The sequence below is a fragment of the Thermobifida cellulosilytica TB100 genome (assembly GCF_001517975.1).
Lineage (GTDB): Bacteria > Actinomycetota > Actinomycetes > Streptosporangiales > Streptosporangiaceae > Thermobifida > Thermobifida cellulosilytica.
This window is the reverse complement of sequence record NZ_KQ950182.1, coordinates 41,907-65,623: the sequence shown is the minus strand read 5'-3', so window position 1 is coordinate 65,623 and position 23,717 is coordinate 41,907. Positions and strand designations below refer to the sequence as shown.

The following is a 23,717-nucleotide window of genomic DNA, read 5'->3' as shown; positions in this document are numbered from 1 at the left end:
ATCTTCACTGGCACTCAACAATGGGTACGATCGCGGCAATGCCGCGATGGAAAGAACATGGGTCGGGACCGGTGGGCGCACACAGTGCAGAGCATGAAATGGTAGCGGGGAGCAGCCCGAGGTGAGTGCGCAGCGTACTGGCGATCTGACAATCGGTGTTATCGGACCGCACGAGGTTGTCGAGCGCGTCATGTTGATGGGTCCGGGTTCGACCGGACCCCTGAACGCCAGACTCATCGCAGCCGCCTATCGGGACGAGCAGGAGGCCACCGACAAGGTGCTCCGGCTGGGATCGGCCATTGACGCGTACCTGTTCGCGAGCCCCGTGCCCTACGAGTTCGCCCGGAAGGCCGGGGTGCTGACGATGCCGGCCACCTACGTTCCGCTCAGCGGCGCGAGCCTGCACGAGGCGCTGCTGCGGGCCACGCTGGACGAGCGGTTCGATCCCACCCGGGCCAGCCTGGACGTCCTGAGCCGCACCGACGTGGTCGAGGCCTACTCCGAGGTCGACCTGCCGGTGGACGGCCTGCACGTCCACGAGGAGCTGGCCGGGACCGCCACGCTCACGGCCTTCCACGAGGGGCTGTGGCGGCGCAAGATCACCCGGATGGCCATCACCTGTGTCCGGGGCGTCGCCGAGCGGCTGGACGCCATCGGCGTGCCCAACCTCCGGCTGCGTCCCACCACCGCGGGGGTGCGCAGCGCGTTGCAGACCGCGGGTCTGCTGGGCGCCCACCACCGCCTGGAGGAGGCGCAGCTCGGCGTGGTGATCGTGGACGTCCCCACGCTGCGCGACTCCAGCCGCCGCTCCACGCCCCGCTACTGGCGGGACGAGCTGCGGCTGTCGCTGCACCGGCTGCTGATGCAGGAGGCGCACCGCATCAACGCCACCGCGCACCAGGTGGACGACCACACCTTCATGATCACCGCCACCCGGGGGTCGCTGGTGACGGCCACCGAGGGCTTCCGCAAGCCGCCGTTCGTGGAGCGGGCCAAGGCCGAGCTGGGGATCGCCATCGAGGTCGGCATCGGCATGGGGCGCACCACCCAGGACGCGGAGACGCACGCCAGGGCGGCGCTCAACCGCGCCCAGGCCACCCGGCAGAGCTTCGCGGTGGACCGGGAGGGCCGCTCCCTGGTGCCCGCCCAGCGGGCGCCGCAGCGCCAGACGGGCGAGCCGCTGCGGACCAAGGGCCGCGAGACCCTGACGCGGCTGGCGGAGAAGATCGCCGAGGAGGACGCGCCCCTGGTGGTCGACGCCGAGAGCGCGGGCCGGATGCTGGGGGTGACCCCGCGTACCGCCCGGCGGCTGCTGCGCGCCCTGGTGGAGGAGGGCCTGGCCTGGCCGCTGCCGCCCAACCGGACGCTACAGCCGGGGCGGCCCCGCCAGTTGTACCGCCTCATCGTGGAGAAGCTGGACAAGGACCGGGCGGACCACGGCAAGTAGCCGGGACCGGCCGGGCCCCGGCCCGCTCCGCCGGGCGGCCGGTCCTCCGGCGGACGGCGGTGCGGAGGGCGCCCCCGCCGCGCGCCCGACCGGCCCCGTTCAGTTGCGCCGCGGGTAGGCCCGGGCCACCTCCAGGAAGGCGTCGTTGTCCTCGGGCGCGCCGATGCTGACGCGGGCGCCCTCCCCGGCGAAGGGGCGGATCGCGATGCCCGCCCGCTCGCAGGCGGCCGCGAAGTCGAGGGTGTCCTCGCCGAGCCGCAGCCAGACGAAGTTGGCCTCGGTCTCGGGCACGGTCCAGCCGTCGGCGAGCAGCGCGCCGCGGACCCGCTCCCGCTCCTTGACGGTCTCCTCGACCCGCTCCAGCAGCTCCTGCTCGGCCGCCAGCGAGGCCACCGCCGCCGCTTGGGCGAGGTGGTTGACCGCGAAGGGCACCATCGTCTTGCGCACGGCCTCGGCGACGTGGGGGTGGCCGACGAGGAAGCCCACGCGCAGCGCGGCCAGCCCGTACGCCTTGGAGAAGGTGCGCAGCACGGCGACGTTGGGCCGGTCCCGGTACAGCCGCACCCCGTCGGGCACCCGCGGGTCGCGGACGTACTCGCGGTAGGCCTCGTCGAGGACCACGAGCACGTGGTCGGGCACGGCGTCCAGGAAGGCGGTCAGCTCGTCCTCGCGCATGGCCGTGCCGGTGGGGTTGTTCGGGTTGCACACGAACAGCAGGCGGGTGCGGTCGGTGACGGCGGCGGCGAGCGCCTCCAGGTCGTGGGTCTCGCCGCGCAGCGGGACCTGCACGGGCACGGCCCCCGACAGGCCGACCAGCAGCGGGTAGGCCTCGAAGGAGCGCCATGCGTAGGCCACCTCGACCCCGGGTTCGGCCACGGTCTCCAGGAGCTGCTGGAGCACGCCGACCGAGCCCGCGCCCAGCGCCACGTGGTCCTCGGGGACCTCGAAGCGGCGGGCGAGCGCGGCCGTCAGCTCGGTCGCGGCGGGGTCGGGGTAGCGGTTGAGGTCGGCCGCCGCGTCCGCGACGGCCGCGCGCACCGAGGGCAGCGGCCCGAAGGGGCTTTCGTTGGAGGAGAGCTTGGCCGACCGGCCGTCGGGGCCGACGACCCTGCGTCCGGGCCGGTAGGCCGGGATCGAGTCGAGCACCGACCGCAGGTACGAGGTTTTCCGCTCCGACACCGTGATCCTTCCTTGACACTCTGTGCAATCATCTGATTACTTCTCGGAGTCGGAGTCCGCCTCCCCGTCGGAGGACACCACCCCTTCGTCCACCGAGAAAGCCGCACGGGCGTATCCGCCGTCGGACGGGTCCGCACAACCCGCCCCGCGGCCGCCGCCCCCTTCACCGCCTCTGGGCACAACACCGCAGAGAACAGGAACCACGTTTCATGAATCTTCCCAAGAAGCTGCGCACGTCCGTCGCCGTGCCCCTGGGGGCCGCCGCACTGGCCTGGGGCCTGGTGGGCTGCGGAGGCGAGGCCTCCACCGGCCCCACGCCCGGCTCCTCCGCCGAGGAGGAGGCGGCCCGACTGCACGAGGCCCAGTTGAGCGGCTTCCAGGGCCTGGAGCGCGTGGAGGACGAGACCCGGGCGGGCGTCTACGGCGAGCTCGACGTGGTCCAGGAGGAGATCGAGGGCCGCAGTTCGCTCACCCTGGACAAGCCGGAGTGCGCGGACGCCGCGAACCAGTGGGACCAGCTCCCCGAGGTGCAGCAGGCCCCCGCCTCGGTAGCGCTCTTCCAGGGCTCCGAGGGCGCGCTCAGCCACACCCTGCTGGAGCTGCCCGAGGAGCTGGCCGCCCAGGTCGTCGCCTTCGTGCCCCCCGAGGAGTGCACCACCTACGAGGCGACCCTGGAGGACGGCACCACCCGCACGTACACGGTGCACGAGCTCGACGTCGACACGATCGGCGACGAGTCGCGCGCCCTCGCCGTGGAGATGCAGGGCGAGGACGGGAAGAAGCTGGTGCTCTACAGCCTCCTCTACCGCCGGGGCGAGCGCCTGGGCGCGGTGTCCATGCTCGGCGGCCCCGGGGAGGAGCAGCGGGTCGTGGACTTCGCCGCCGCCGCCCTGGACTACCAGAACCAGGTCCTGGGCTGATCCGGCCGCGGCGGGTGGCGCAGCGCGCGCCCGTCCACTAGAGTCTCCCCCGTCTCGAACGCACGTTCGACTCCAGGACGGGGAGAGGGCGTGACCACGGCAGCGTCCAGGTCGAAACGCGGGGCGATCCGGTCCGGCCTGGCGGGACAGCCCTCTCCCCCGTCCCCCCGACCGGGGGGAAAGCCCCCGGTCCGTCATCCCGTTCCTCCCGCGTCGACCGCGCCGACCGCCGCGTCGGCGACCAGGGCGCGCACCTCGGGGCGGCGCCCGGACACCTCGACCGCGAACACCACGTCGACGCTCCGCTCCCCGTCGCGCCCGGGGAACCGGGCCAGCCACCAGCAGGCGTGGCGCCAGGTGTCCGCCGGTTCGGTCGAGACCAGCAGGTGCCGCCGCTCCCGCCACTCGCCGCTGGCCCGCAGCCGGCGCAGCATCCGGCCGCGCGACACCTCGCGCAGCGCGCACGGCACGGGGGAGCGCAGCCGCCGCCACGCCTCCCGGATCTCCGGGGAGAGCGCCGCGACGACGGCGGCCTCCACGGCCAGCAGCGCCCCGTGCCGGGGGGTGGCGTCGGCCAGCGCCGCCCAGCCGGAGCCGGGCAGTCCGACCGTGGCCGCCGCCGCGCCGAGGAACAGCGCGCAGCGGGTCAGGCTGCGCCAGCCGACCGGCTCGGTGCTCAGCCCGCCGAAGCAGCCGCACCCCAGCTCGGGATCGCGCCTGCGCAGCCGCAGCAGGGCGACCAGGGCGACGGCGAACAGCGCCGCGGTGGCCGCTCTGACGACTTCGCCGGCCGCCCCGGACAGAACCATCAGTCCCGCCGCCAAAACCGCCTCCAAGGCCGCGTGGAGGCGTGTGAACGGCTGCCGCAGCCGGACGGGGAGCAGGACCGCCGGCCCCTGCGCGGTGCGGTCCACGGCCTTGGCCGCGGCGCCGAGCAGCAGCACGGCGGCCAGCAGCCACACCTGGGTCTCCCGGAGCGCGTCGATCACGGCTCACCCGCGGTCAGGGTCGCGGTGCAGCACCCGGCCTCGGGCTGCCCGCCCAGCGCCACGAAGGCGGCCAGGGTCAGTTCGGCGATCCGGCCGCTGGCCTGGGAGCCGCAGGCGGCGCAGCGGTCGCAGAAGTGGCTGGCGGCCGCGCCGCAGGCCACCACGGGGAGCACCGCCGCGGTGCGGGTGCACTCGTTGGTGAGGCGGACCGTCGCCCCGAGCGACAGCAGGGGCAGCGGCGCGCACGGGGTCGCCCGGTCGCAGGCCGGGCCGCAGTCGCCGGTCCGGTCCAGGGCCGGGTAGGCCAGGCCCATGAGCGTGCCCCGGGCGTCGGCGGCGGTGTCGCGGCCGAGGACCGGGTCGTACCAGGAGGCCGTTCCCGTCACCCGCGCGGCCTGCCGGACGGTCGGGGGGCGCGGCGGCGTCTCCACGACGGGGTAGGGCGGCTGGGTGGTGGCGGGGACGAGGGCGCGGACGGCGTCGCCGTCGCGCACGCCGACCGCGTCGAACAGGTACCCCTCCTCCAGGCGGGGGTGGCGCACCCGGATCCGGCCGGAGGCCCGGTACGGGACGACCGCGGTGACCGGCGCGCGGTCGTGTCCGGCGGCGACCCGGAGGGTGTCGCCGTCCACGGCAGTGATCACCCCGGTGACCCGGGCGAGGTCGGCCCAGACCCGTTCGACGACCAGCTCCGCGCCCGGGACGCAGCGCAGCAGCACGTCCTGGCCGGGGCGCAGTTCGCGGGCGGTGCGCTCGCCGCCGTGCCAGAAGGTGGTCTGCGGGGTGACGATGAAGCGCCGGTCGCCCTCGGGGGCGGCCAGGCCGAGCATGTGCGGGCTGATGTCGGTCAGCGTGCCCCGGACGACGTGGGCGGGGGTGCGGTCCGGTTCCGGGGCCGCGTCCGGGCCGAGCAGGGCGGCGGTCAGTCGGCGACGGTCGTGCCCGTTCGCTGCCGGCTCCGCTGCCACGAGTGCTCTTCCTTCCGCTCGGGGCGGTGCGCCCCCGCACCGTTGTCCACACGCTGTGGAAATCTCCCCCCATTCTCCCCCAGCGCCGCACCCGGCCGGGCGGGGACCGTCCGCGACCTGCGCCGTCGGCGGCGGGGAGGGGTGCGCCGCGGGGCTGGCGGGCGCCGCGGGCGCGCAGGCCGGACGGCACCGGGATCCGCGGGCCGGGACACCCGCGACAATTGCCCGATTTATCAGAAGATGCCGGTGAACAGGGCAAATGATGACGTTTCCCGTGTCACAGTGGGAGCGTGGCGGTGTGACCGAGAACACGGTGCTCGGGGGTCGGTGGTCGTGTGAACAAGACGACGCGAACCACCTATGACGAGTTCTCCGAGTACGTGCGGCGCCGCGGCCCCGCACTGCGGCGCATGGCCCAGTCGCTGACCGGAAACCACGCCGACGCCGAGGACCTGCTCCAGGCCGCCCTGATCAAGACCTTCTTCGCCTGGGACCGCATCACCAGCCCGAAGGCCCGGGACGGGTACGTGCGCCGCGCGATGGTCAACACCCAGATCTCCGAGTGGCGGCGGCGCCACCTGGACGTCTACCCCACCGACGAGATCCCCGAGCAGCGGGTCGACGACCCGAGCTGGCGCACCGACCTGGCCGACACCGTCAACCGCGCGATCAACCGGCTGCCGCACCGGCAGCGGCTGGCCGTGGTCCTGCGCTACTACGAGGACATGTCCGAGGCCGAGATCGCCTCCGTCCTGGGGGTGAGCGTCGGCACGGTCAAGAGCACCGTCTCCCGCGCCGTGGCCAAGCTGCGCCGCGACGCCGACCTGGTGATCGAGCGCACGGCCCGCTGAGCGGATCGGTGAGCGGATCTGTTTTGCACCCAGGCCCCTTCCCTCTGTACCCTTGTCCCAGCCAGGAGGATTCGCCTAGTCCGGTCTATGGCGCCGCACTGCTAATGCGGTTAGGGTTCACGCCCTTCCGGGGTTCAAATCCCCGATCCTCCGCAGTGGAGAAGGGGTCCCGCGCCGACGCGCGGGACCCCTTCGCGTTGCTCGGCGGCCGCGGCGGACTCCTCCGCGCGGCCGCGCCCCTGTCCCCGGGGCGGCCGGGGAGGCCCGGAGGGCTCCCGGGACAGGATCGTCGCAGCGAGCACCCCGGGTCGGGGAGCTCCGGTCAGCCCTGGGCCGCGAGGTACTCGTCCACGATCGCCTGGGGGATGCGTCCCCGGTCGCTGACCTGCTTGCCCGCGGCCTTGGCCCAGGCGCGGATCTCGGCGCTGCGGTCCCGGTTGGAGGAGCTGCGCTGCTTGCCCCGGGGGGAGTTGCGCTTGCTGGGAGCCCGGCGTGCCGCCTCGACGAACGGCGCGAGCGCCGCACGGAGCTTCGCCGCGTTGGCACCGCTGAGGTCGATCTCGTAGGTGGAGCCGTCGATCCCGAACGAGACCGTCTCCTCGGCCTCTCCACCGTCGAGGTCGTCTATGAGAAGCACTTGAACCTTCTGCGCCATGGGGGCGGTCTCCATCCATCGGTAAGACTGTGGATAACGGACAAGCTGCCCGAAGAACCCCAACAGAATGTCAGGCGTTTCCAGAACGTGCGGCAGCCCGTACCACGATCTTTATCTTTTCTATAAGAAATCGATAGGTCAGGCGCTCTATTGCGTCCGCTGGAAATCCCGGCTCATTTCACCGACAAAGGACGGACGGGAAGGGACGCCGGAGACGCCCGTTACAAGTGAGCGTACCGCCAACGGCGGCAAAGAGCGAACTTTCCGCCTTGCCGGTAAATAGGAATACGCGGAGTGGCGCCCGGAAGCCGTTCTGCACCGCCCCGGCGCGGGGCGGCGCGCTCAGTAGAGCCCACCGGTGTACTCCTCGGCGTAGAAGCGCTCGATCTGCTCCACCGGCTCGTCCCGGCGCTCCATGGCCTTGGCGGTCTGCACGCGGGAGGGCGCCGCGTCGGGGCGCCAGGTCTCCGGACGCCACAGCGAGGACCGGAGGAACGCCTTGGCGCAGTGGTAGAAGACCTGCTCGATCTCGACGAGCAGGGCGAGGCGGGGCCGCTGTCCCCGCACCGCCATCTCGTCGAAGAACGGGGCGTCCCGCAGCACCCTGGCGCGGCCGTTGATCCGCAGCGTGTCGCCCCGGCCGGGAATCAGGTAGACCAGGCCGACGTGCGGATTCTCCAGCACGTTGCGGAAACCGTCGAGCCGCCGGTTGCCCTTGCGGTCGGGGATGGCGATCGTGGTGTCGTCGAGAACCAGGGTGAATCCGGGGGGATCCCCCTTGGGAGAGACGTCGCACCGGCCGTCGGCACCCGAGGTCGCGACGAGGCAGAAAGGGGACGCCGCAAGCCACTGCCGGTCCAGCTCGTGCAGGGCGGTGCGTTCCTTGGCCACGGCCGCCGGGGCCGGGGGGCCGATCAGCTCGGTGAGTTCCGCAGCCGAGGTGATCTCGACCAGACCGTTTTTCTCCATGGCCTTCCCGCCTTTGGTCACTAAGAGTGCCATTCTAGCAATTAATCGGTTAAGCCACCTTTTCCGTCCGGAGCCCCGCCCCGGGAACTGCTGGCCGGAGCCGGTCACGCGCCCCTCCTCCGCCCGGCGACATGCGTGTTCACCCCCCGTGTTCCGATCGTCCCGGACGGCCCCGCCCCGCCGTAGCGGATACGAAGGAACGTGTTCTTCGACACAGTAGAGGCAATATGTCCTTTGCGAACTCATTGCCCTCATACGCGAACTTTCGTCCTGATACGGGGGAGTTGGTGGAGAGGGACGGGAAGTGCGGACCACCGGCAGCCCCGTCCCGACCCGAGAAGCCCGTGAAGGGAAAGGGAAGGCAATGAACCGCACACGTTCCCGGGGCTGGATGCTCTTCGCCGCGACCCTGCTGTTCCTGACAGGGGCGATCAACGTCCTCCACGGCATCACCGCCCTGTTCGCGCCCGACTACCTGTTCGTCTCCGGAGGCCAGACGTTCTTCTTCAGCCTCACCCCGTGGGGTGTCCTGCTGGGCGTGTGGGGCCTGCTCCTGCTGGTCGCGGGCTTCGCCCTGGCCACCCGCCAGAGCTGGGCGCGTACCCTGGCCGTGGTCCTGCTCGCGATCAACGTCGTCGCGCAACTGGCCTTCTTCGCCGCCAACCCGCTGTGGACGCTGACGGTCGTCGCCATCGACCTGCTGGCCATCTACGGCCTGACCGCGGGCTGGTCGTCGGCCACCGCGGTGGAGGAGGAGCGCGGGTCCGAACACGAGGCCGAGTCCTCCTACCGGTCCGGCTACGAGGCGGGAGCGCGCGAGACCCGGGAGAGCCTGGAGAACCGGGAGTCCCACGGCGCCTCCGCCGGCAGGCACGTCCCGCAGCCGTCCCGGGGCGAGCACGCGCGCTGAGCTCTCTCAGCCCGCCACCGGGGGTTCGACCACGACACGGCGCTCCTCGGCCTTCGGGTGGAGGAAGGCCAGCAGTCGGACCCCCTCGGCGGCCACCTCGTCCTCCGCCGCCCCGAGGGGCCGGAGCGGACGGACGGCCAGGGTCGCCGTGCCCCGCCGCACCGTCGCCGTCCACAGGGCGGCGACGGTGCCGTCGACGAGCACCGTGTGCGGCGTGTTCCCGTTCCTGGGGGTGAAGGCGGCGAGGTCGACGGTGAGCACCCGGCGGCGGTCGGCGTGGGAGCGCAGCAGGTTGTCGAAGTCGTAGAGGAAGCGCACCGGCGCGGGCGTGTCGGGGTCCGGGCGCGGGGCGTCGGGCAGGTCGAACAGCTCGGCGCCGTCCTCGCCGCGGAAGACCGCCAGCCGGGGCCGCAGCCCGTCGACGACCTCCCCCAGCCCGGTCAGGCCGCACCAGACCTGCGCGTCGCGGACGGTGGCCGGGCCGAACGCGGCGAGGTAGCGCAGCACCAGGTCCTGCACCGTGCCGGAGCGGTCGAGCGGGCGGCCCAGCCAGTGCTCCGCAGAGGTGTGCACGGCGCGCCCGCTGCGCCCCCACACCCCGCGCGGCGGCAGTTGCACCAGCGGCACCAGCGCGCGCACCGTGTGCGCCAGCGCCGTCGGGTCGCGGTCGGGCCACTGCCCGGCCAGCTCCCGGCCCAGTTCGCTGAAGGTCAGCGGCCGCTCCTCCACCAGGGCCCGCCCCGCCGCGGCGACGGCGGCGAGGTCCACCCCGGCCAGGTCCCTGCCGTAGACGTTGCGGTGGCCGCGTTCGACCACCGGCTGGACCAGCGGGCGCAGCCACAGCGCGTCGCCCGCGGTCACCAGGTGGAGGGTGGAGCGCATCAGCACGGTGCGCACCAGGCTCCGGTCGGTCAGCATCCGGGAGGTGTCCTCGGGGGTGTAGTCGGCGAGGCGGCTCCACAGTCCGACGTACCAGGTGTGGGTGGTCTGCGCCTGCAACCCGGCCAGGCGCTCCAGCGCCTCGGGGACGGTGGCCGCGGCGCGGCGCAGCAGCAGTTGCCGGTCGAGGAGGGCGTGGTTGAGCGCGCGCCGGTCGAGGATGCCGGTGGTTCCCATACCGGACAGCATTCCCGAAAATGCGGCCAGTTTCCGTCCGCAAAGCGGAAGACGGAGGCGGATTCCGCGCGTTCGCGGAGCTCCGCCTCCGTCCCCACGGGACCGCCCGGGGTCAGTCGACGATGTCGACGGTCGGATCCGTCCGGATCTCGATGACGAACGGGACCTGCGGCGCCGCACCCAGCCGTACGACCGCCGCCTCCAGTTCCGCCATGGTACGGACCGTGACCCCGTCCGCGCCGTAGGCCCTCGCCACGGCCGGAAAGTCCGGCCAGCTCAGCAGCGAGGGCGTCGGGTCGGCCCCGGCCCGCTCCAGGGCCCGGTACTCCATGCCGTAGGCGCCGTCGTTGCAGACGACCACGACGAGCGGGAGTCCCGAGCGGACGGCGGTGACGAGTTCGACCATTCCCATCATTCCTCCGCCGTCGCCGACCACGGCCACGGTCAGCCGGTCCGGTGCGGCGGCCGCCGCACCGATCGCCGTGGCGATCCCCAGCCCGATGGACGCGAAGTTCAGCGTGTGGGTGAACGCGGTGGGCTCCGGGACGTGCAGGTAGCGCCAGGGCGCGTAGACGAACCGCCCGGTGTCGGTGACCACCACGCGGTCGGCGGGCAGCAGCTCGTCGAGGCGGATCAGCGCCGTCCGCGGGTCCAGGGTGTCGGCGCCGCTGCGGTCGACGAACTCCTCCCGCGGGTCGTAGGCGGCCAGCTCGGCGGCGAGGCGTTCGCTGCGGAACCCCCCGGGCCGGTGGCCGACCGCGCGCAACTGCTCGACCATGGCGCGGGCGGTGGTCCGGGCGTCGCCCACCACCAGGACGTCGACCTGCGCCGTGCACTCCCAGCGGTGCGGGTCGACGTCGACCCGCACCACCGCCTTGTCCGCCAGCAGCGAGCCCTCGGCGGTGGTGTAGTCGTTGAGCCCGGCACCGAACGCGATCACGCAGTCCGCGGCGAGGATCGTCTCGGTCGAGACCCGGGAGCCCAGGGTTCCCGCCACTCCGAGGTCGAACGGCTCCCCGCGGAACAGGTCCTTGCCGAGCAGCGTGGTGGCCACCGGGGCCCCGATGAGCTCGGCCAGTTCCAGGAGGTCCTCCCGCGCCCCGGAGAGCGCCGCGCCGCGCCCGGCCAGCACGACCGGGCGCCGGGCCGACGCGACGACCCCCAGCGCCCGGTCGAGCGCGTCCTCGTCGGGGCCGAACGCCTGCCGCAGCGGTCCGCCGTTCCTGCGCGGCGAGGTGTCCTCCACCTCCTCGCCGTGCAGGTCGACCGGGACGTCGAGGAGCACCGGGCGCCGGGTGACCGACACCCGGTGCAGCACCTCGGCGACGTCGCGGCTGACGTCTTCGGCCCGCAGGACGCGGCGGTACTCGGCCCCCGTGAGGTCGGCGACCCCACGCAGGTCGAACCGCTGGAGGTGGTTGGGCCGGGACGCGGTGTCCCCGGTCACGACGACCAGGGCGCTGCGGGCCCGCACCGCCTCGGTCAGCGCGGTGACGACGTTGGCCACCCCGGGTCCGTGTGTGACGGAGGCGACGCCGACGCGGTTGCCCACCCGGGAGTACCCGTCGGCCATGCTCACCGCACCGCCTTCGTCCACAGCGCTCACGAACCGGCCTCCGGCGCCGACGAAGTCGACGAGGAAGCGCATGTTCGCGTCACCCATCAGTCCGAACACCGTGTCTGTCCCGAAGTCGCGCAGTGCCTTCGCGACGGCGGCGGGGACCTTCACCGCACCCTGCCCTTCCACCCCGTTCTCCTGCCCCTACTCGTCCTTGGCGCCGACGAGGGCGACGGAGTTGCCGAACACCTGCTCGCCGCGTCCCATCTCGGCGTGGACCCGGGGCAGGTCGGCGAACTGGACGACCCGGCCCAGGCAGGGGTCGATCTTGCCGGCGATCACCAGGTCGTTGTAGGCCCTGGCCTGCTCGTCGTTGGTGCCGTGGCTGCCCTGGAAGCGCTTCTGGCGGGTCCAGTGGTAGCGCAGGTCCACGACCGCGTCGAAGCCGGTGGTTCCGGCGCAGATGACCACCATGCCGCCCTGCTCGCAGACCAGGATGCTGGTGGGGACGGTGCTGGCGCCGGGGTGCTCGAAGACGATCGCCGGGTCCTGGCGGTGGCCGACGATCTCCCAGATGCGCTTGCCGAAGGCGCGCGCCTGGCTGAGCCACTCCTTCTGCGCGGCCTTGTCGTCCACGCGCGGCGGGATGCCCCAGTGGGTGAAGTCGTTGCGGTTGATGTAGCCGATGGCACCCTTGCTCATCGCGTACTCGCCGCGCTTGTCGTCGGAGACGACCGCGATCGGCTTGGCGCCGGCCAGGGCGGCGAGCTGGCAGGCCTGGGTGCCGAGGCCGCCGGAGCCGCCCCAGACCAGGACCACGTCGCCCTCCTGGACGGTGTTGCCCTGGAAGCCGTGCAGCATCCGGTAGGCGGTGGTGCCGACCAGGGTGGGGGCGGCGGCCTCGGCCCAGGACAGGTGCGGGGCCTTGGGCAGCACCTGGTGCGCCTGGGCTCGGGCGAACTGCGCGAAGGAGCCGAAGTTGGTGTCGTAGCCCCAGATGCGGGCGGACGGCGCCATCATCGGGTCCTTGCCGCGGAGGATCCACGGGTCGTTGGCGTCCCAGTAGCCGGGGTGGATGACGACCTCGTCGCCCACGGAGACGTTGGTGACCTCCGAGCCGACGGCATAGACGATGCCGGAGGCGTCGGAGCCGCCGATGTGGAAGTCGTAGGGCTCGCCGGCGCGCTGCCGCATCGCGATGACGTCGACGGGGTAGCCGCGGGCCGCCCAGACGTTGTTGTAGTTGACGCCCGCCGCCATGACCGCGATGAGGACCTCGTCGGGGCCGATCGGCGGAACCTCGATGTCGGTCTCGATCTAGAAGGCCTGCTCCGGGTCGCCGAACCGGTCCTGGCGCACCACCAGGGCGGTCATGGTCTTCGGAATCTCTCCGAGCGGCGGCAGTTCTCCCAGCGGGACGGTCCTGTAGGTCGTGCTGACCGACTGTCGCTGCACCTCGGACATGCGTTTCCCTTCGTTTGCTGCGGTCGAAAACAGCGGGGTGGTGGAGTGCGGCCGCGGGCACGGCCGCACCTCCGCGTAGCGGGCGGGCCTCAGCCCGGTTCGGTGGCCTCGTCGGCGTGGACCAGCGCGTTGTCCAGCGCCTCCAGGGCGAAGTCGATCTCCTCTGGCTTGATCACGAGCGGCGGGGTCAGCCGGATCACGTTGTTGTTCGCCGAGAGGTAGAGACCCTGCTTCTTGGCCGCGGCGATGACGGCGTTCATCGGCGCGGCGGCCGGGCCGGCCGGGTTGAACGGCACCAGCGGCTCCCGGGTGTCGCGGTTCTTGACCAGTTCGAGCCCGTAGAACAGGCCGCGTCCGCGGATGTCGCCGATGCTCGGGTGCTTCTCCGCCAGGCGGCGCAGCCCGGCGTCGAGGCGCCGGCCCATCGCCCGGGCGTTGTCCAGGACGTTCTCCTCCTGCATGGCCTTGATGGAGGCGACGCCCGAGGCGCAGGCCAGGGGGTGTCCCGCGTAGGTGAGGCCGCCCCAGAACTTGTTGGTCATCAGCCACTCGGAGATGCGCTCGTTGACGGTCATCGCGCCGAGCGGGACGTAGCCGGAGTTGAGGCCCTTGGCGGTGATCAGGATGTCGGGGGTGACGTCCCAGTGGTTGCAGGCGAACCACTCGCCGGTGCGGCCGAAACCCGCCATCACCTCGTCGAGGATGAGCAGGATGCCGTACTTGTCGCACACCTCGCGGATGGACTTGAGGTAGCCCTCCGGCGGGTAGATGAGCCCGTTGGTGCCGGTGACGGTCTCCAGGACCACGGCGGCGACGGTCTCGGGGTTCTCGTACTGGAGGATCTCCTCCAGGTGGGGGCCGCCCGAGCAGACCGGGCAGGGGTCGGGGTGGCCCACCGGGCAGCGGTAGGTGTAGGGGTCGAACATGCGCACGACCCCGAAGTCGTTGGGCTCGGCGTACCAGCGCCGCGGGTCGCCGGTGAGGGCGATGGCGCCCGCCGTCGCACCGTGGTAGGAGCGGTAGCGGGTGATGATCTTGCGGCGTCCCGTCACGTGGCGGGCCAGCCGCACGGCGTTCTCGTTGGCCGCGGCACCGCCGGTGGTGAAGAAGGTCATCCGCAGGTCGCCGGGGGTGAGCTGGGCCATCAGCTCGGCCAGTTCGGCGCGCGAGCGCTCCGCGTAGCCGGGGCCGATGTAGCACATCCGGTCGGCCTGCTCCTTGATCGCCTCGACGATCCGGGGGTGCTGGTGGCCGAGGTTCATGTTGACGAGCTGCGACTGGAAGTCCAGGTAGCGGTTGCCCTCGTAGTCCCAGAACCAGCTTCCCTCGCCGCCCGCGATCGGCACGGCGTTGACGGTTCCCTGGGTGGACCAGGAGTGGATGACGTAGGCCCGGTCGGCCGCCCGGATCCGGTCGGCGGTCCACGCGTCCGCGGCGCTCGTGGCCGTGCTGTCGGTAATGGTCATTCTCTGCCTACTGTCCTGAGGTTTCCGCACCGAAGACCGCCAGCCGGGCGAGCGGGCGTCCGGCGTTGGCCGCGACGCAGCCCACGAGGATCTCGTCGGGCAGGGGGGCGCCGGGGACCTGGATGGTGATGGTCTGGTGGTGCGAGCGGGTCTTGGAGTCGGTCTTGTGCTTCAGCGGCACGTCGATGGGGGCTCCGGGCAGGCCGACCTTCTCGGCTGCGGGCAGCAGCTCGGTGCCTCCGGCGGCCTTGCGGAAGACGTTGCCGAAGCGCAGGTTGTGGATGAGCGCCGAGCCGTGCTCGACCTCTCCGTCGATGCCGACCAGCGCGACCTTGCCGAAGGCCTCGACCTCGTCGCCGAGAAGGTCGACACAGGGCGGTCCGACCAGTTCGCCGATCTGCTCGCCGACCGCGTCGGCCAGCGTGACCAGGTCCTCCACGTATCCGCTGCCGTAGGGGTTGGCGATGACGATGCCGACGAACGCCACCCGGTGCACCGGGTCGACCGGCCGTCCATTCTCCGACCTGGTCTCCTCCAGATGCCGGACGACCTTGCGGATCTTGATGTCCACACTCACTCCAATCGGTTCACTGAACGAACCAGCGGTCCACATAGTACATCGGTTCTCCCCGAGAGTGTCAAGAAACCCCCCTCGTTTCCGGATTTCTCATTCGAAATCCGCATGCAGGCCCCGGGAGGAAAGCTCCGGAGCCGTGGAGCTTCCCTCCCGGGATTAAGGGATTCCGTCCCCTCTGGAGACCGGGCGCGGAAACGACGGGAAAATCGCCCTCTGCCGCGTTTCCGCGCCCGGACACTTTTTTTATTCCGCGACCGTGACCTCGCTCAGGTCGATCAGTTCCGTCGGCGTGGTGTGGACTCCCTGCACCCCCGATCGGGCCGCGTAGAAATTGGACATCTGGTAGACCGGCACGACCACGACGTCGTCCTCGACGACGATCTGCTCGATCTGCTGGATCACCTGGTTGCGCTGCGCGCTGCCCACCTCCAGCTCGCGCAGCCGGTCAAGCAGCTCGTCGACCTCCTCGTTGTCGTACTGGGACATGTTGTTGAGCTCTTCGGAGTGGAACACCCGGCGCAGCATCTCGGCGGGGTCGCCGGAGCTGAGGCCCCAGCCCAGCCAGTAGAGCTGGGTCTCGTGGTCGAGCAGGGACTGGAACCACGTCCCCGGCTCCTGGACGTTCAGCCGGACCGTGACCCCGATCTCGGCGAGCTGGTCCTGGATGACCTCGGCGATCTCCTGGTCCTTGAGGTAGCGCTCGGTCGGCAGGACGAGCTCCAGCTCCAGGTCCTCGACCCCGGCCTCCTCGAGCAGTCGGCGCGCCTTGTCCGGGTCGTGGCCCAGGCCGACCGGGTCGTTGCCGGAGACGTACTCCGGCGGGGTCAGGCTGGTGGTGGCGGGACGGCCCACGCCCTCCAGGACGTTCTCGACGATCGCCTCGCTGTCGATGGCGTACGCGATGGCCCTGCGGACCTCGACGTCGGGGATCTCCTCGAGGTTGAAGCCGAGGAAGACCGAGCGGGCCTTCGGCTCGATGATCGAGTACAGCTCCTCGGACGCCTCGATGCTGGCCAGCTCGGAGGGCGGCGGGTTCTCGATGACGTCGACCTCGCCCGACTGCAAGGCGCTGTAGCGGGTGCCCGCCTCGGGGATGGGCACGAACGTGACCCGCTTCAGCGCGGCCGGGGCGCCCCAGTAGTCCTCGTTCCGCTCGAACACCATCGAGGTGTTGGGCTCCCACTCCACGAACGTGTAGGGGCCGGTGCCGACCGCCTCGAACTGGATGTCCTCGCCCTTGGTCTCCAGCGCCCGGGGGCTGATGATCCCCGCGACCGGGACGGTGAGGTTGTTGAGGATGCTCGAGTTGGGCTCGGACAGCACGATGCGCGCGGTGTACTCGTCCGGCGTCTCGACCTTCTCGATCATGCCGAGGAAGGTGCTGGCCTGGCCCTGCTCGGCGGCCCGCTCCAGACTGATCCGCACCGCCTCGGAGTTGAAGGGGGTGCCGTCGTGGAACGTGACTCCCTCGCGGAGCTGGAACTCCCACTCGGTGTCCGACACCTGCTCCCAGGAGGTCGCCAGCGCCGGCTGGACCTCTCCGTCGGAGGAGAGCGAGACCAGCCCCTCGTAGACGAGGCTCGTCCGCACGAAGTCACCGGCCAGCACGAAGTTCGGCGGGTCCAGGCTCTGCGCGTCCGAGACCATGCCGATCGTGAGCTCGGCGTTCTCGCTGTCCTGCACGGTCGGTTCGCCGTTCGAGGAAATTCCGCAGCCGACCAGCAGCACGGAGGCGGTGAACACCACCGCCGCCAGCCGGCAGACCTTTCCCGTTCGTCGCACTGTAATCTTCTCCTTCGGGGTCGAGGGCTCTCGTCGAGCCCCGAAAAGAATCGTTTTCCCCCGTGTGCGCCGCTCCGCCGGAGCAGCGCGGACCAATAGGAGACAGATCCGGCCATCGGAATCGTCCGCGTCGCCTCCGTCCTCCTGCTTCCGGGCGCAGCCGCAACGGACTGCCCACCCGAATGAGGACGGACCGACGACCGCCTATCCGACGAGCGTTCTCTGGTCCCGAAAACCCCGTGTCGAAATGGTTCTCCTGTGGTTTCCTGAGCGCGTTCTGCACTGGCCTCCCCCAGGCCCGGCCTCACCCTCCCTCGTTCATGAACCACTGGTTCACTCAAGGTGAACCACTGGTTCGCCTGCGGTGTGCACCCGTGCCGGACGTCCTCTCCCCACCTCTCGGCGTGGAAGGGGTCCGGCACGGGCGGGTCTCGGCCGCCGTCAGCCGGTCACGCCAGCTTGACGACGGTGCTCTTGCCCTCGGTGTAGTGCCGCATGACCTCGTAGCCCATCTCGCGGCCCCAGCCGGACTGCTTGAACCCGCCGAAGGGCAGGGCCGTGTCGAAGACGCCGTAGCAGTTGACCCACACCACGCCCGCGCGCAGCGCCCGGCTCATCCGGTGCGCGCGCGAGACGTCGCGGGTCCAGACCCCGGCGGCCAGGCCGTAGGGCGAGTCGTTGGCGGCCTCCACCACCTCGTCGACCTCGCGGAACGGGGCGGCCACCACGACCGGGCCGAAGATCTCCTCGCGGACGATCCGCATCTCGGGGGTCACGTCGGTGAAGACGGTGGGCTGTAGGTAGAAGCCCTTGTCCCCGACCCGCCGACCGCCGCTGGCCACGGTCGCGCCCTGCTCGACGCCGGACTCCAGGTAGCCGACGACGCGCTTCAGGTGCTCCTCGCTGACCAGCGGTCCGACCTCGGTCTCCGGGTCGAAGCCGTCGCCGATCCGCATCGCCGAGCCGATCTCCGACACGCGCGCGACCACCTCGTCGAAGACCGACTCCTCGACGTAGAGCCGGGAACCGGCCACGCACTGCTCCCCCATGTTGGAGAAGATCGCGGCGGCGGCGCCCGTCGCGGCGGCGTCGATGTCGGCGTCGGCGAAGATGATGTTGGGGCTCTTGCCGCCCAGCTCCAGGGTGACGCGCTTGAAGTTGCCCAGCGAGGCCGAGGCGATCGCCCGGCCGGTCTGGGTGGAGCCGGTGAACGACACCTTGTCCACGTCGGGGTGGGCCGACAGCGCCGCGCCCGCCGTGGGGCCGTAGCCCGGCAGCACGTTGAACACGCCCTCGGGCACCCCGGCCTCGATCGCCAGTTGCGCCAGCCGCAGCGCGGTCAGCGGCGTGGCCTCGGCCGGCTTGAGCACGCAGGTGTTGCCCGCCGCCAGCGCGGGGCCGGCCTTCCAGGCGGCGTTGGACAGCGGGTAGTTCCAGGGCACGATGAGCGCGCAGACGCCCAAGGGCTCGCGCTCGGTGTAGGCGTGGTACTCACCGGGAGTGGACAGCGAGATCGTCTCCCCGGTGATCTTGGTGGCCCAGCCGGAGAAGTACTGGAACGCCTTGACGGAACCGCCCACGTCGATCCGCATCGACTGGGCGTAGGGCTTGCCGTTCTCCAGCGTGGTGAGCCGGGCCAGCTCCTCGGCGTCGCGCTCGATGAGCTCGGCGAGGCGCCACAGGATGCGGGCGCGCTCGTTCGGCTTCATCCGCGGCCAGGGACCCGAGTCGAACGCCTTGCGGGCCGCCGCCACCGCGCGGTCGACGTCGGCTTCGCGCGCCTCGGCCACCGAGACGAAGACGTCGCCGGTCGCCGGGTTGACCACGGGGATCTCGCCGCTGTCCACGGCGTCGGTCCACTTGCCGTCGATGAACAGCCGGGTGTGCTCGATCGGCTTGCGCTGCTGGATCTCACTGTTGGTTTCGGCCATCACGGTCCTTCGTGCAGGGGTGGTACGGACGGGGCGGGCGTCAGTGCTCGTGCAGGATGACGCCGCGGATGTTCACCCCGGCGTGCAGGTCGTCGTAGGCCTCGTTGATCTGGTCGAGGCTGTAGGTGCGGGTCACCAGCTCGTCCAGCTTGAGGCGGCCCGCCGAGTACATCCGCAGCAGGCGCGGCACGTCCGCCACCGGGTTGCAGTTGCCGAGGAGGGAGCCGGTCATCGTCTTGGTGAGGTTGGAGAACGACCGGGGGTTCACCGCGATGTGCTTGTCGGTGGAGCCCAGGGAGGCCACGACGCAGGTCCCGTCCTTGCCGGTGAGGTCGAAGGCCTGGCCGATGATGTCGCCGTTCACCCGGCCCACGGTGATGACGGAGACGTCCGCACCCCTGCCGTCGGTCAGCTCGGCGATGCGCTCGCCTGCCTCCTCCAGGGAGGAGAAGACGTCGGTGGCGCCGAACGTGGGCGCCTGGCTGCGGGCGAACTCGGAGAGGTCGACCACGACGACGTGGTCGGCTCCGGCGTGGCGGGCCCCCTGGACCGCGTTCATGCCGACGCCGCCCGCGCCGAGGACCAGCACGGTGTCGCCCGGACGCACGTTCCCGGCGTTGACCGCGGCACCCCAGCCGGTGAGGACGCCGCAGGACACCAGGCAGGCGGCGACGAAGTCGGTGCCCTCGGGGACGACGGCGAGCTGGGTCTCGTGGCACACCAGGTAGTTGGCGAAGGTGCCGAGCCGACTGGTGGCGGTGACCTCGCGGCCGTCCTCCAGGAAGAACCGGGCGCTGCCGTCGGCGGCGAGCCCGCTGCGCGTGGCGGCGGCGCTGTCGCAGAGGTAGGAGCGTCCGGTGGCGCAGTAGCGGCAGGTGCCGCACACCGGGACGAAGAGCGTGGCGACCCGGTCGCCGGGGCGGACCCGGGTGACCCCGGGGCCGACCTGCTCCACGATGCCCGCGCCCTCGTGCCCTCCGACCTGGGGGAACTGGGCTCCGATGTCACCGCGGACGACGTGGTCGTCGGAGTGACACAGCCCCGTGGCCATGACCTTGACGAGCACTTCCCCCTCGGCGGGCTCACCCACTCGGAGGTCTTCGACGCGCCACTTCTCGCCGACTCCGTGGATGACCGCTCCCCGCGCTCTGACCATCACATCCTCCACAAAATCTGAACCATTGGTTCATCGATAAGGCGTCTCGGCCCGTGCCCTCCTCGCCACGGACCGAGACGCGGTCTTTCCCCGTGGAAAAGCGGTGGGTGGCTCCCCCCGACATCACGGCCCCGGCCGGCCACTCATCCGGGACCGCGGACGCAACCGGACTGCCCCGCCCAGAGGCGTCGGCATCCGCCACCCACCGCGGCCTGTGTTCCTCCGGCGGGGATCAGGTGAAGACGATCGTGCGCCGACCGTTGAGCAGGACGCGCCGCTGCACGTGCCACAGCACGGCCCGGGCCAGGGTCCGCGACTCGATGTCGCGGCCCAGGGTCACCATGTCGGCCACCGACGCCGAGTGGTCGACCCGGATGACGTCCTGCTCGATGATCGGACCCTCGTCGAGGTCCGAGGTCACGTAGTGCGCGGTCGCGCCGATCAGCTTGACCCCCCGCTCGTGCGCGCGGCCGTAGGGGTTGGCCCCCTTGAAGCCCGGCAGGAAGGAGTGGTGAATGTTGATCGCCCGGCCGTCCAGGTGCTTGCACAGGTCCTCGGAGAGGATCTGCATGTAGCGGGCGAGGACGACGAGGTCGATCCGGTGCTCCTTGACCAGGGCGAGCAACTGCCGCTCGGCCTCGGGCTTGGTCTCCTTCGTCACCGGGATGTGGTGGAAGGGGATGCCGTGCGCCTCCGCGAGCGGGGCCAGGTCCGGGTGGTTGGAGACGATCACCGGGATGTCGACCGGCAGTTGTCCGGAGCGCCACCGGTACAGCAGGTCGTGGAGGCAGTGGTCGTACTTGGACACCATGATGAGCAGCCGCGGCCGGACGGCGAGGTCCGTGAGCTCGAAGCTCATCTGGAACTCCTCGGCGACCTGGTTGAACTCCTCGCGGAGCGCGGCCACCGGCGGCGTGTCCGGACCGGTGCCCAGGTGGACCCGCATGAAGAACAGTCCGGAGTCGGTGTCGCCGAACTGGTGGCTCTCCCGGATGTCGCAGCCGCGGCGGTAGAAGAAGTCCGCGACGGCACGGACGATGCCCGGGCGGTCCTGGCACGACAGCGTGATGACGACGGAGTTGCTGGTTTCCACTGACTTCTTCCTCTCCGGTTACGCCTTCATCCGTGCACCGGTCGGGTCGAACGGAGCGCGCAGGCTCACCTGCGCCTCGACCAGCTCGCCGGCCACGTCGAGCTGGTAGGAGCCGCCGGTGATGTAGTCCTTGTCGACCACGTGGTCCCGCTCGATGCAGGCCAGGCCGACGCCCTTGCCGAGGGTCGGCCCGAAGGCCCCGGAGCTGACGAAGCCGACCGGCTCTCCGTTGCGGAGCAGCAGCTCGCCGCCCCACAGAGCCACGTCGGGGTTGTCCACGGTCACGGACACGATGCGGTTCACGACCCCGTTCTGCCTCTGCTTCTCGACCACCTCGCGTCCGCGGAACGCGATGTCGGTGCCGAGCTTGCAGGTGAACGTCATCCCCGCCTCGACCGGGGTGCGGTCGGGGGTGAGCTCGCGGCCCCAGGCGCGGTAGCCCTTCTCCAGGCGCATGCCCTCCACCGCGTAGTGGCCCACCAGGGTGAGGCCCAGCTCCTCGCCCGCGTCGGTGAGGTACTCGTAGGCGGTCACCGCGTACTCGGTGGGGATGTAGAGCTCCCAGCCCAGCTCGCCGATGTAGCTGACCCGGGTGGCCCGGCAGGGGACCGGACCCAGCTCGATCTCCTGGCTGGTGTAGAAGGGGAAGTTCGCGTTGGTCAGGTCCGTCTTGGTCAGCCTGCCGAGCAGGTCCCGCGAGTTGGGGCCCATCACGCCGAGCACGGCGTAGGCGGAGGTGACGTCGACGATCTCGACCCGGCGGCCCGCCAGCCCGGTGCTGAGCAGGTGGTGGTCGCGGGTGGCCTGCGCGCTGCCGGTCACCAGCAGGTACTCGTTGGGGGCGGTGCGGGTGACGGTGACGTCGGACTCGTATCCGCCGCGGTCGTTGAGGATGCCGGTGTAGACGGTGGTCCCCGGCTGGACGGCCATGTCGGCGGTGCACAGGTACTGCAACGCCTCCTCGGCCTCCTCGCCGCGGATGAGGAACTTCGCGAAGGCCGTCTGGTCGAGCAGGGCGACCTTGCTGCGGGCCGCCTGGGCCTCGGCGTTGACGTAGGGCCGCCAGTTCTGGTGGCCGAAGGAGTACTCCACCTCCTTGGCCACGCCCTCGGGCGCGTACCAGTTGGGGCGCTCCCAGCCCATCCGGCTGCCCATGACCGCGCCCCTGGCCTCCAGGAGGTGGTGCACGGGCGAGCGGCGCAGCGGGCGTCCGGTCTCGGCCTCGTGGTTGGGCCACGGGATCGCGTAGTGGCGGCCCAGGGTCTCCTTGGTCCGCTCGCGCAGCCACATCTCGTTGCTGTGGAACTTCGCGAAGCGACGGATGTCGACCGGCCACAGGTCGCGGGTGGGCTCGCCCTCGATGATCCACTCGGCCATGGCCAGGCCGGCGCCGCCCGCGGAGGCGATGCCGGTGGAGTTGAAGCCCGCCAGCACGTACATGTTGGGGACCTCGGGGGTCTGGCCCATGATGAAGTGGTTGTCGGGGGTGAAGCTCTCCGGACCGTTGTAGAACTTCCGGATTCCCGTGGTCTCCAGCTTGGGCACGCGGATGATCGCGTTGTCCATGAGGATGGAGAACTGCTCCCAGTCCTCGTCGAGGAGCTGGAAGACGAACGGGTCGGGGATGTCGTAGGGGCCGACCCACGGCTTGGCGTCCGGCTCGAAGCCGCCCACCACCAGGCTGCCGACCTCCTCCTTGAAGTAGACGTAGCCGTCCTGGTCGCGGAGGACGGGGAGGTCGGGGGTGACGCCCTCGATCTGGTCGGTGACGACGTAGAAGTGCTCGACCGAGTGCAGCGGGACGGTGGTCCCGGCCATCGCGCCCACCTGCGCGGCCCACTGGCCGGCACAGTTGACGACGATCTCGCACTCGATGGTGCCCGCCTCGGTGCGCACACCGGTGATCCGGCCGTCGACCACGTCGATGCCGATGACCTTGGTCTTCTCCAGCACCTTGGCGCCGCGGCTGCGGGCGCCGCGGGCGAACGCCTGGGTCAGGTCGGTGGGGTTGGCCTTGCCGTCTCCGGGCAGCCAGACCGCGCCGACGATGTCGTCCACCCGCATCAGCGGCCACTTCTCGGCGGCCTCGGCGGGGGTGATCACGTGGGCCTCGACCCCGAAGGCCTGGGCGGTCGCCGCGGTGCGGCGCAGCGACGCCATCCGCTCGGGGGTGCGGGCGACCGACATGCTCCCCGACTGCTTCCACCCGGTGCCGTAGCCGGTCTCCTCCTCCAGCGTGGCGTAGAGCTCGGTGGAGTACTTGATCAGCTCGGTTATCGCGCTCGTGGCACGCAACTGGCCGATGAGTCCGGCAGCGTGCCAGGTGGTGCCGCCCGACAGACTGCCCTGCTCCAGCAGGACCACGTCAGTCAGGCCGAGCTTGGTGAGGTGGTAGGCGACGCTGGTACCGACGATGCCGCCACCGATGATGACGACCCTGCTGCGCGTTGGCTGTGCTGTGTTCATGACTTCCCAGGAGAGCAGCGGTTCGTTTAATGAATCTTCGGTTCATTAAACGAACCGAAGGGTGTCCTGTCAATGTTCTGCAATGGCTACCTAAAGTGAGCCCCAACTCCTCCGTCCGGCTCCCACCTGCCGGGCAGGCCCCACGGACCCCCGTGCGAGCAGGGACGATGCCCCGGCGACGCTGCCGGGGGCGGTTGGGGCGGCGGGTCGCCCCGGAGCG

General features: G+C 71.2%; 20 protein-coding genes and 1 tRNA gene. 5 read left to right on the top strand and 16 right to left on the bottom strand.

The annotated features are described in order from the left end of the window. Nucleotides 1-190 precede the first annotated feature (190 nt). The gene (locus AC529_RS10415; RefSeq protein ID WP_068756119.1) at nt 191-1,447 is read left to right on the top strand and encodes a transcriptional regulator; all 1,257 of its coding nucleotides are present in this window, start codon (nt 191-193) and stop codon (nt 1,445-1,447) included. Nucleotides 1,448-1,546: 99 nt separating this feature from the next. Here AC529_RS10415 and hisC read toward each other — a convergent pair whose 3' ends face one another. Continuing rightward, nucleotides 1,547-2,626 (bottom strand): histidinol-phosphate transaminase, encoded by a 1,080-nt coding sequence (gene hisC / locus AC529_RS10410; RefSeq protein ID WP_068756117.1) that lies wholly within the window; start codon nt 2,624-2,626, stop codon nt 1,547-1,549. 209 nt (nt 2,627-2,835) lie between these two features. Between hisC and AC529_RS10405 the strand changes: the two genes are divergently transcribed. Continuing rightward, nucleotides 2,836-3,546, top strand: a complete 711-nt coding sequence (locus tag AC529_RS10405; RefSeq protein ID WP_068756114.1) for a hypothetical protein — start codon at nt 2,836-2,838, stop codon at nt 3,544-3,546. A gap of 194 nt (nt 3,547-3,740) precedes the next feature. Here AC529_RS10405 and AC529_RS10400 read toward each other — a convergent pair whose 3' ends face one another. Further along, complete coding sequence (locus AC529_RS10400) at nt 3,741-4,535, bottom strand: MauE/DoxX family redox-associated membrane protein (protein WP_068756113.1); 795 nt, start codon at nt 4,533-4,535, stop codon at nt 3,741-3,743. Further along, on the bottom strand, nt 4,532-5,503 hold the full coding sequence (locus AC529_RS10395) for a hypothetical protein (protein WP_068756110.1): 972 nt from the start codon (nt 5,501-5,503) through the stop codon (nt 4,532-4,534). Before AC529_RS10395 ends, AC529_RS10400 begins: the two co-directional genes overlap by 4 nt. 335 nt (nt 5,504-5,838) lie before the next feature. On the opposite strand from AC529_RS10395, the gene AC529_RS10390 reads away from it, so the two are divergent. Beyond that, nucleotides 5,839-6,354, top strand: coding sequence for a SigE family RNA polymerase sigma factor (locus tag AC529_RS10390; RefSeq protein WP_068756108.1), 516 nt, complete (start codon nt 5,839-5,841; stop codon nt 6,352-6,354). A 64-nt stretch (nt 6,355-6,418) separates the two neighbouring features. Beyond that, nucleotides 6,419-6,507, top strand: a tRNA-Ser gene (locus AC529_RS10385). A gap of 169 nt (nt 6,508-6,676) precedes the next feature. Here the strand turns inward: AC529_RS10385 and AC529_RS10380 are convergent. Beyond that, nucleotides 6,677-7,009, bottom strand: a complete 333-nt coding sequence (locus tag AC529_RS10380; RefSeq protein ID WP_068756105.1) for a histone-like nucleoid-structuring protein Lsr2 — start codon at nt 7,007-7,009, stop codon at nt 6,677-6,679. Between the two features lie 342 nt (nt 7,010-7,351). Further along, on the bottom strand, nt 7,352-7,978 hold the full coding sequence (locus AC529_RS10375; protein ID WP_068756103.1) for a pyridoxamine 5'-phosphate oxidase family protein: 627 nt from the start codon (nt 7,976-7,978) through the stop codon (nt 7,352-7,354). Nucleotides 7,979-8,342: 364 nt separating this feature from the next. On the opposite strand from AC529_RS10375, the gene AC529_RS10370 reads away from it, so the two are divergent. Then, nucleotides 8,343-8,888, top strand: a complete 546-nt coding sequence (locus AC529_RS10370) for a DUF7144 family membrane protein (protein ID WP_068756101.1) — start codon at nt 8,343-8,345, stop codon at nt 8,886-8,888. Nucleotides 8,889-8,894: 6 nt separating this feature from the next. On the opposite strand, the gene AC529_RS10365 is transcribed toward AC529_RS10370, so the two are convergent. The 11 genes from AC529_RS10365 to AC529_RS10320 all read right to left on the bottom strand — a co-directional run bounded on the left by AC529_RS10365 (nt 8,895) and on the right by AC529_RS10320 (nt 23,497). Next, nucleotides 8,895-10,004 (bottom strand): winged helix DNA-binding domain-containing protein, encoded by a 1,110-nt coding sequence (locus AC529_RS10365; RefSeq protein WP_068756099.1) that lies wholly within the window; start codon nt 10,002-10,004, stop codon nt 8,895-8,897. Between the two features lie 112 nt (nt 10,005-10,116). After that, nucleotides 10,117-11,751 carry a thiamine pyrophosphate-binding protein gene (locus tag AC529_RS10360; RefSeq protein ID WP_068756097.1) on the bottom strand — a complete coding sequence of 545 codons (1,635 nt, stop codon included), beginning with the start codon at nt 11,749-11,751 and terminating at the stop codon, nt 10,117-10,119. A gap of 15 nt (nt 11,752-11,766) precedes the next feature. Beyond that, complete coding sequence (ccrA, locus tag AC529_RS10355) at nt 11,767-12,867, bottom strand: crotonyl-CoA carboxylase/reductase (RefSeq protein WP_269745542.1); 1,101 nt, start codon at nt 12,865-12,867, stop codon at nt 11,767-11,769. A gap of 12 nt (nt 12,868-12,879) precedes the next feature. After that, the gene (locus tag AC529_RS20495; protein ID WP_198156388.1) at nt 12,880-13,026 is read right to left on the bottom strand and encodes a hypothetical protein; all 147 of its coding nucleotides are present in this window, start codon (nt 13,024-13,026) and stop codon (nt 12,880-12,882) included. A gap of 89 nt (nt 13,027-13,115) precedes the next feature. Beyond that, a complete protein-coding gene (locus AC529_RS10350; protein WP_068756095.1) occupies nt 13,116-14,492 on the bottom strand; it encodes an aminotransferase class III-fold pyridoxal phosphate-dependent enzyme in 1,377 nt (458 codons plus the stop codon). Between the two features lie 7 nt (nt 14,493-14,499). Beyond that, the gene (locus tag AC529_RS10345) at nt 14,500-15,063 is read right to left on the bottom strand and encodes an amino acid synthesis family protein (protein ID WP_232306686.1); all 564 of its coding nucleotides are present in this window, start codon (nt 15,061-15,063) and stop codon (nt 14,500-14,502) included. A gap of 249 nt (nt 15,064-15,312) precedes the next feature. Beyond that, complete coding sequence (locus AC529_RS10340; protein ID WP_157080182.1) at nt 15,313-16,851, bottom strand: ABC transporter substrate-binding protein; 1,539 nt, start codon at nt 16,849-16,851, stop codon at nt 15,313-15,315. Between the two features lie 449 nt (nt 16,852-17,300). Next, complete coding sequence (locus AC529_RS10335; protein WP_068756091.1) at nt 17,301-18,782, bottom strand: aldehyde dehydrogenase family protein; 1,482 nt, start codon at nt 18,780-18,782, stop codon at nt 17,301-17,303. Nucleotides 18,783-18,822: 40 nt separating this feature from the next. Beyond that, complete coding sequence (locus AC529_RS10330; protein ID WP_068756089.1) at nt 18,823-19,938, bottom strand: Zn-dependent alcohol dehydrogenase; 1,116 nt, start codon at nt 19,936-19,938, stop codon at nt 18,823-18,825. 232 nt (nt 19,939-20,170) lie between these two features. Continuing rightward, nucleotides 20,171-21,031, bottom strand: a complete 861-nt coding sequence (gene purU, locus AC529_RS10325) for a formyltetrahydrofolate deformylase (RefSeq protein ID WP_068756087.1) — start codon at nt 21,029-21,031, stop codon at nt 20,171-20,173. Nucleotides 21,032-21,049: 18 nt separating this feature from the next. Further along, nucleotides 21,050-23,497 carry a GcvT family protein gene (locus tag AC529_RS10320; RefSeq protein ID WP_068756085.1) on the bottom strand — a complete coding sequence of 816 codons (2,448 nt, stop codon included), beginning with the start codon at nt 23,495-23,497 and terminating at the stop codon, nt 21,050-21,052. Nucleotides 23,498-23,717 lie beyond the last annotated feature (220 nt).

Bases quoted from the DNA above. Each gene is read 5' to 3' on its own strand.
- AC529_RS10330 (WP_068756089.1), bottom strand. From the start codon at position 19,938: ATGGTCAGAGCGCGGGGAGCGGTCATCCACGGAGTCGGCGAGAAGTGG.
- AC529_RS10370 (WP_068756101.1), top strand. From the start codon at position 8,343: ATGAACCGCACACGTTCCCGGGGCTGGATGCTCTTCGCCGCGACCCTG.
- AC529_RS10320 (WP_068756085.1), bottom strand. From the start codon at position 23,497: ATGAACACAGCACAGCCAACGCGCAGCAGGGTCGTCATCATCGGTGGC.
- AC529_RS20495 (WP_198156388.1), bottom strand. From the start codon at position 13,026: ATGTCCGAGGTGCAGCGACAGTCGGTCAGCACGACCTACAGGACCGTC.
- AC529_RS10380 (WP_068756105.1), bottom strand. From the start codon at position 7,009: ATGGCGCAGAAGGTTCAAGTGCTTCTCATAGACGACCTCGACGGTGGA.
- AC529_RS10365 (WP_068756099.1), bottom strand. From the start codon at position 10,004: ATGGGAACCACCGGCATCCTCGACCGGCGCGCGCTCAACCACGCCCTC.
- AC529_RS10335 (WP_068756091.1), bottom strand. From the start codon at position 18,782: ATGGCCGAAACCAACAGTGAGATCCAGCAGCGCAAGCCGATCGAGCAC.
- AC529_RS10350 (WP_068756095.1), bottom strand. From the start codon at position 14,492: ATGACCATTACCGACAGCACGGCCACGAGCGCCGCGGACGCGTGGACC.
- AC529_RS10405 (WP_068756114.1), top strand. From the start codon at position 2,836: ATGAATCTTCCCAAGAAGCTGCGCACGTCCGTCGCCGTGCCCCTGGGG.
- AC529_RS10415 (WP_068756119.1), top strand. From the start codon at position 191: ATGTTGATGGGTCCGGGTTCGACCGGACCCCTGAACGCCAGACTCATC.
- AC529_RS10375 (WP_068756103.1), bottom strand. From the start codon at position 7,978: ATGGAGAAAAACGGTCTGGTCGAGATCACCTCGGCTGCGGAACTCACC.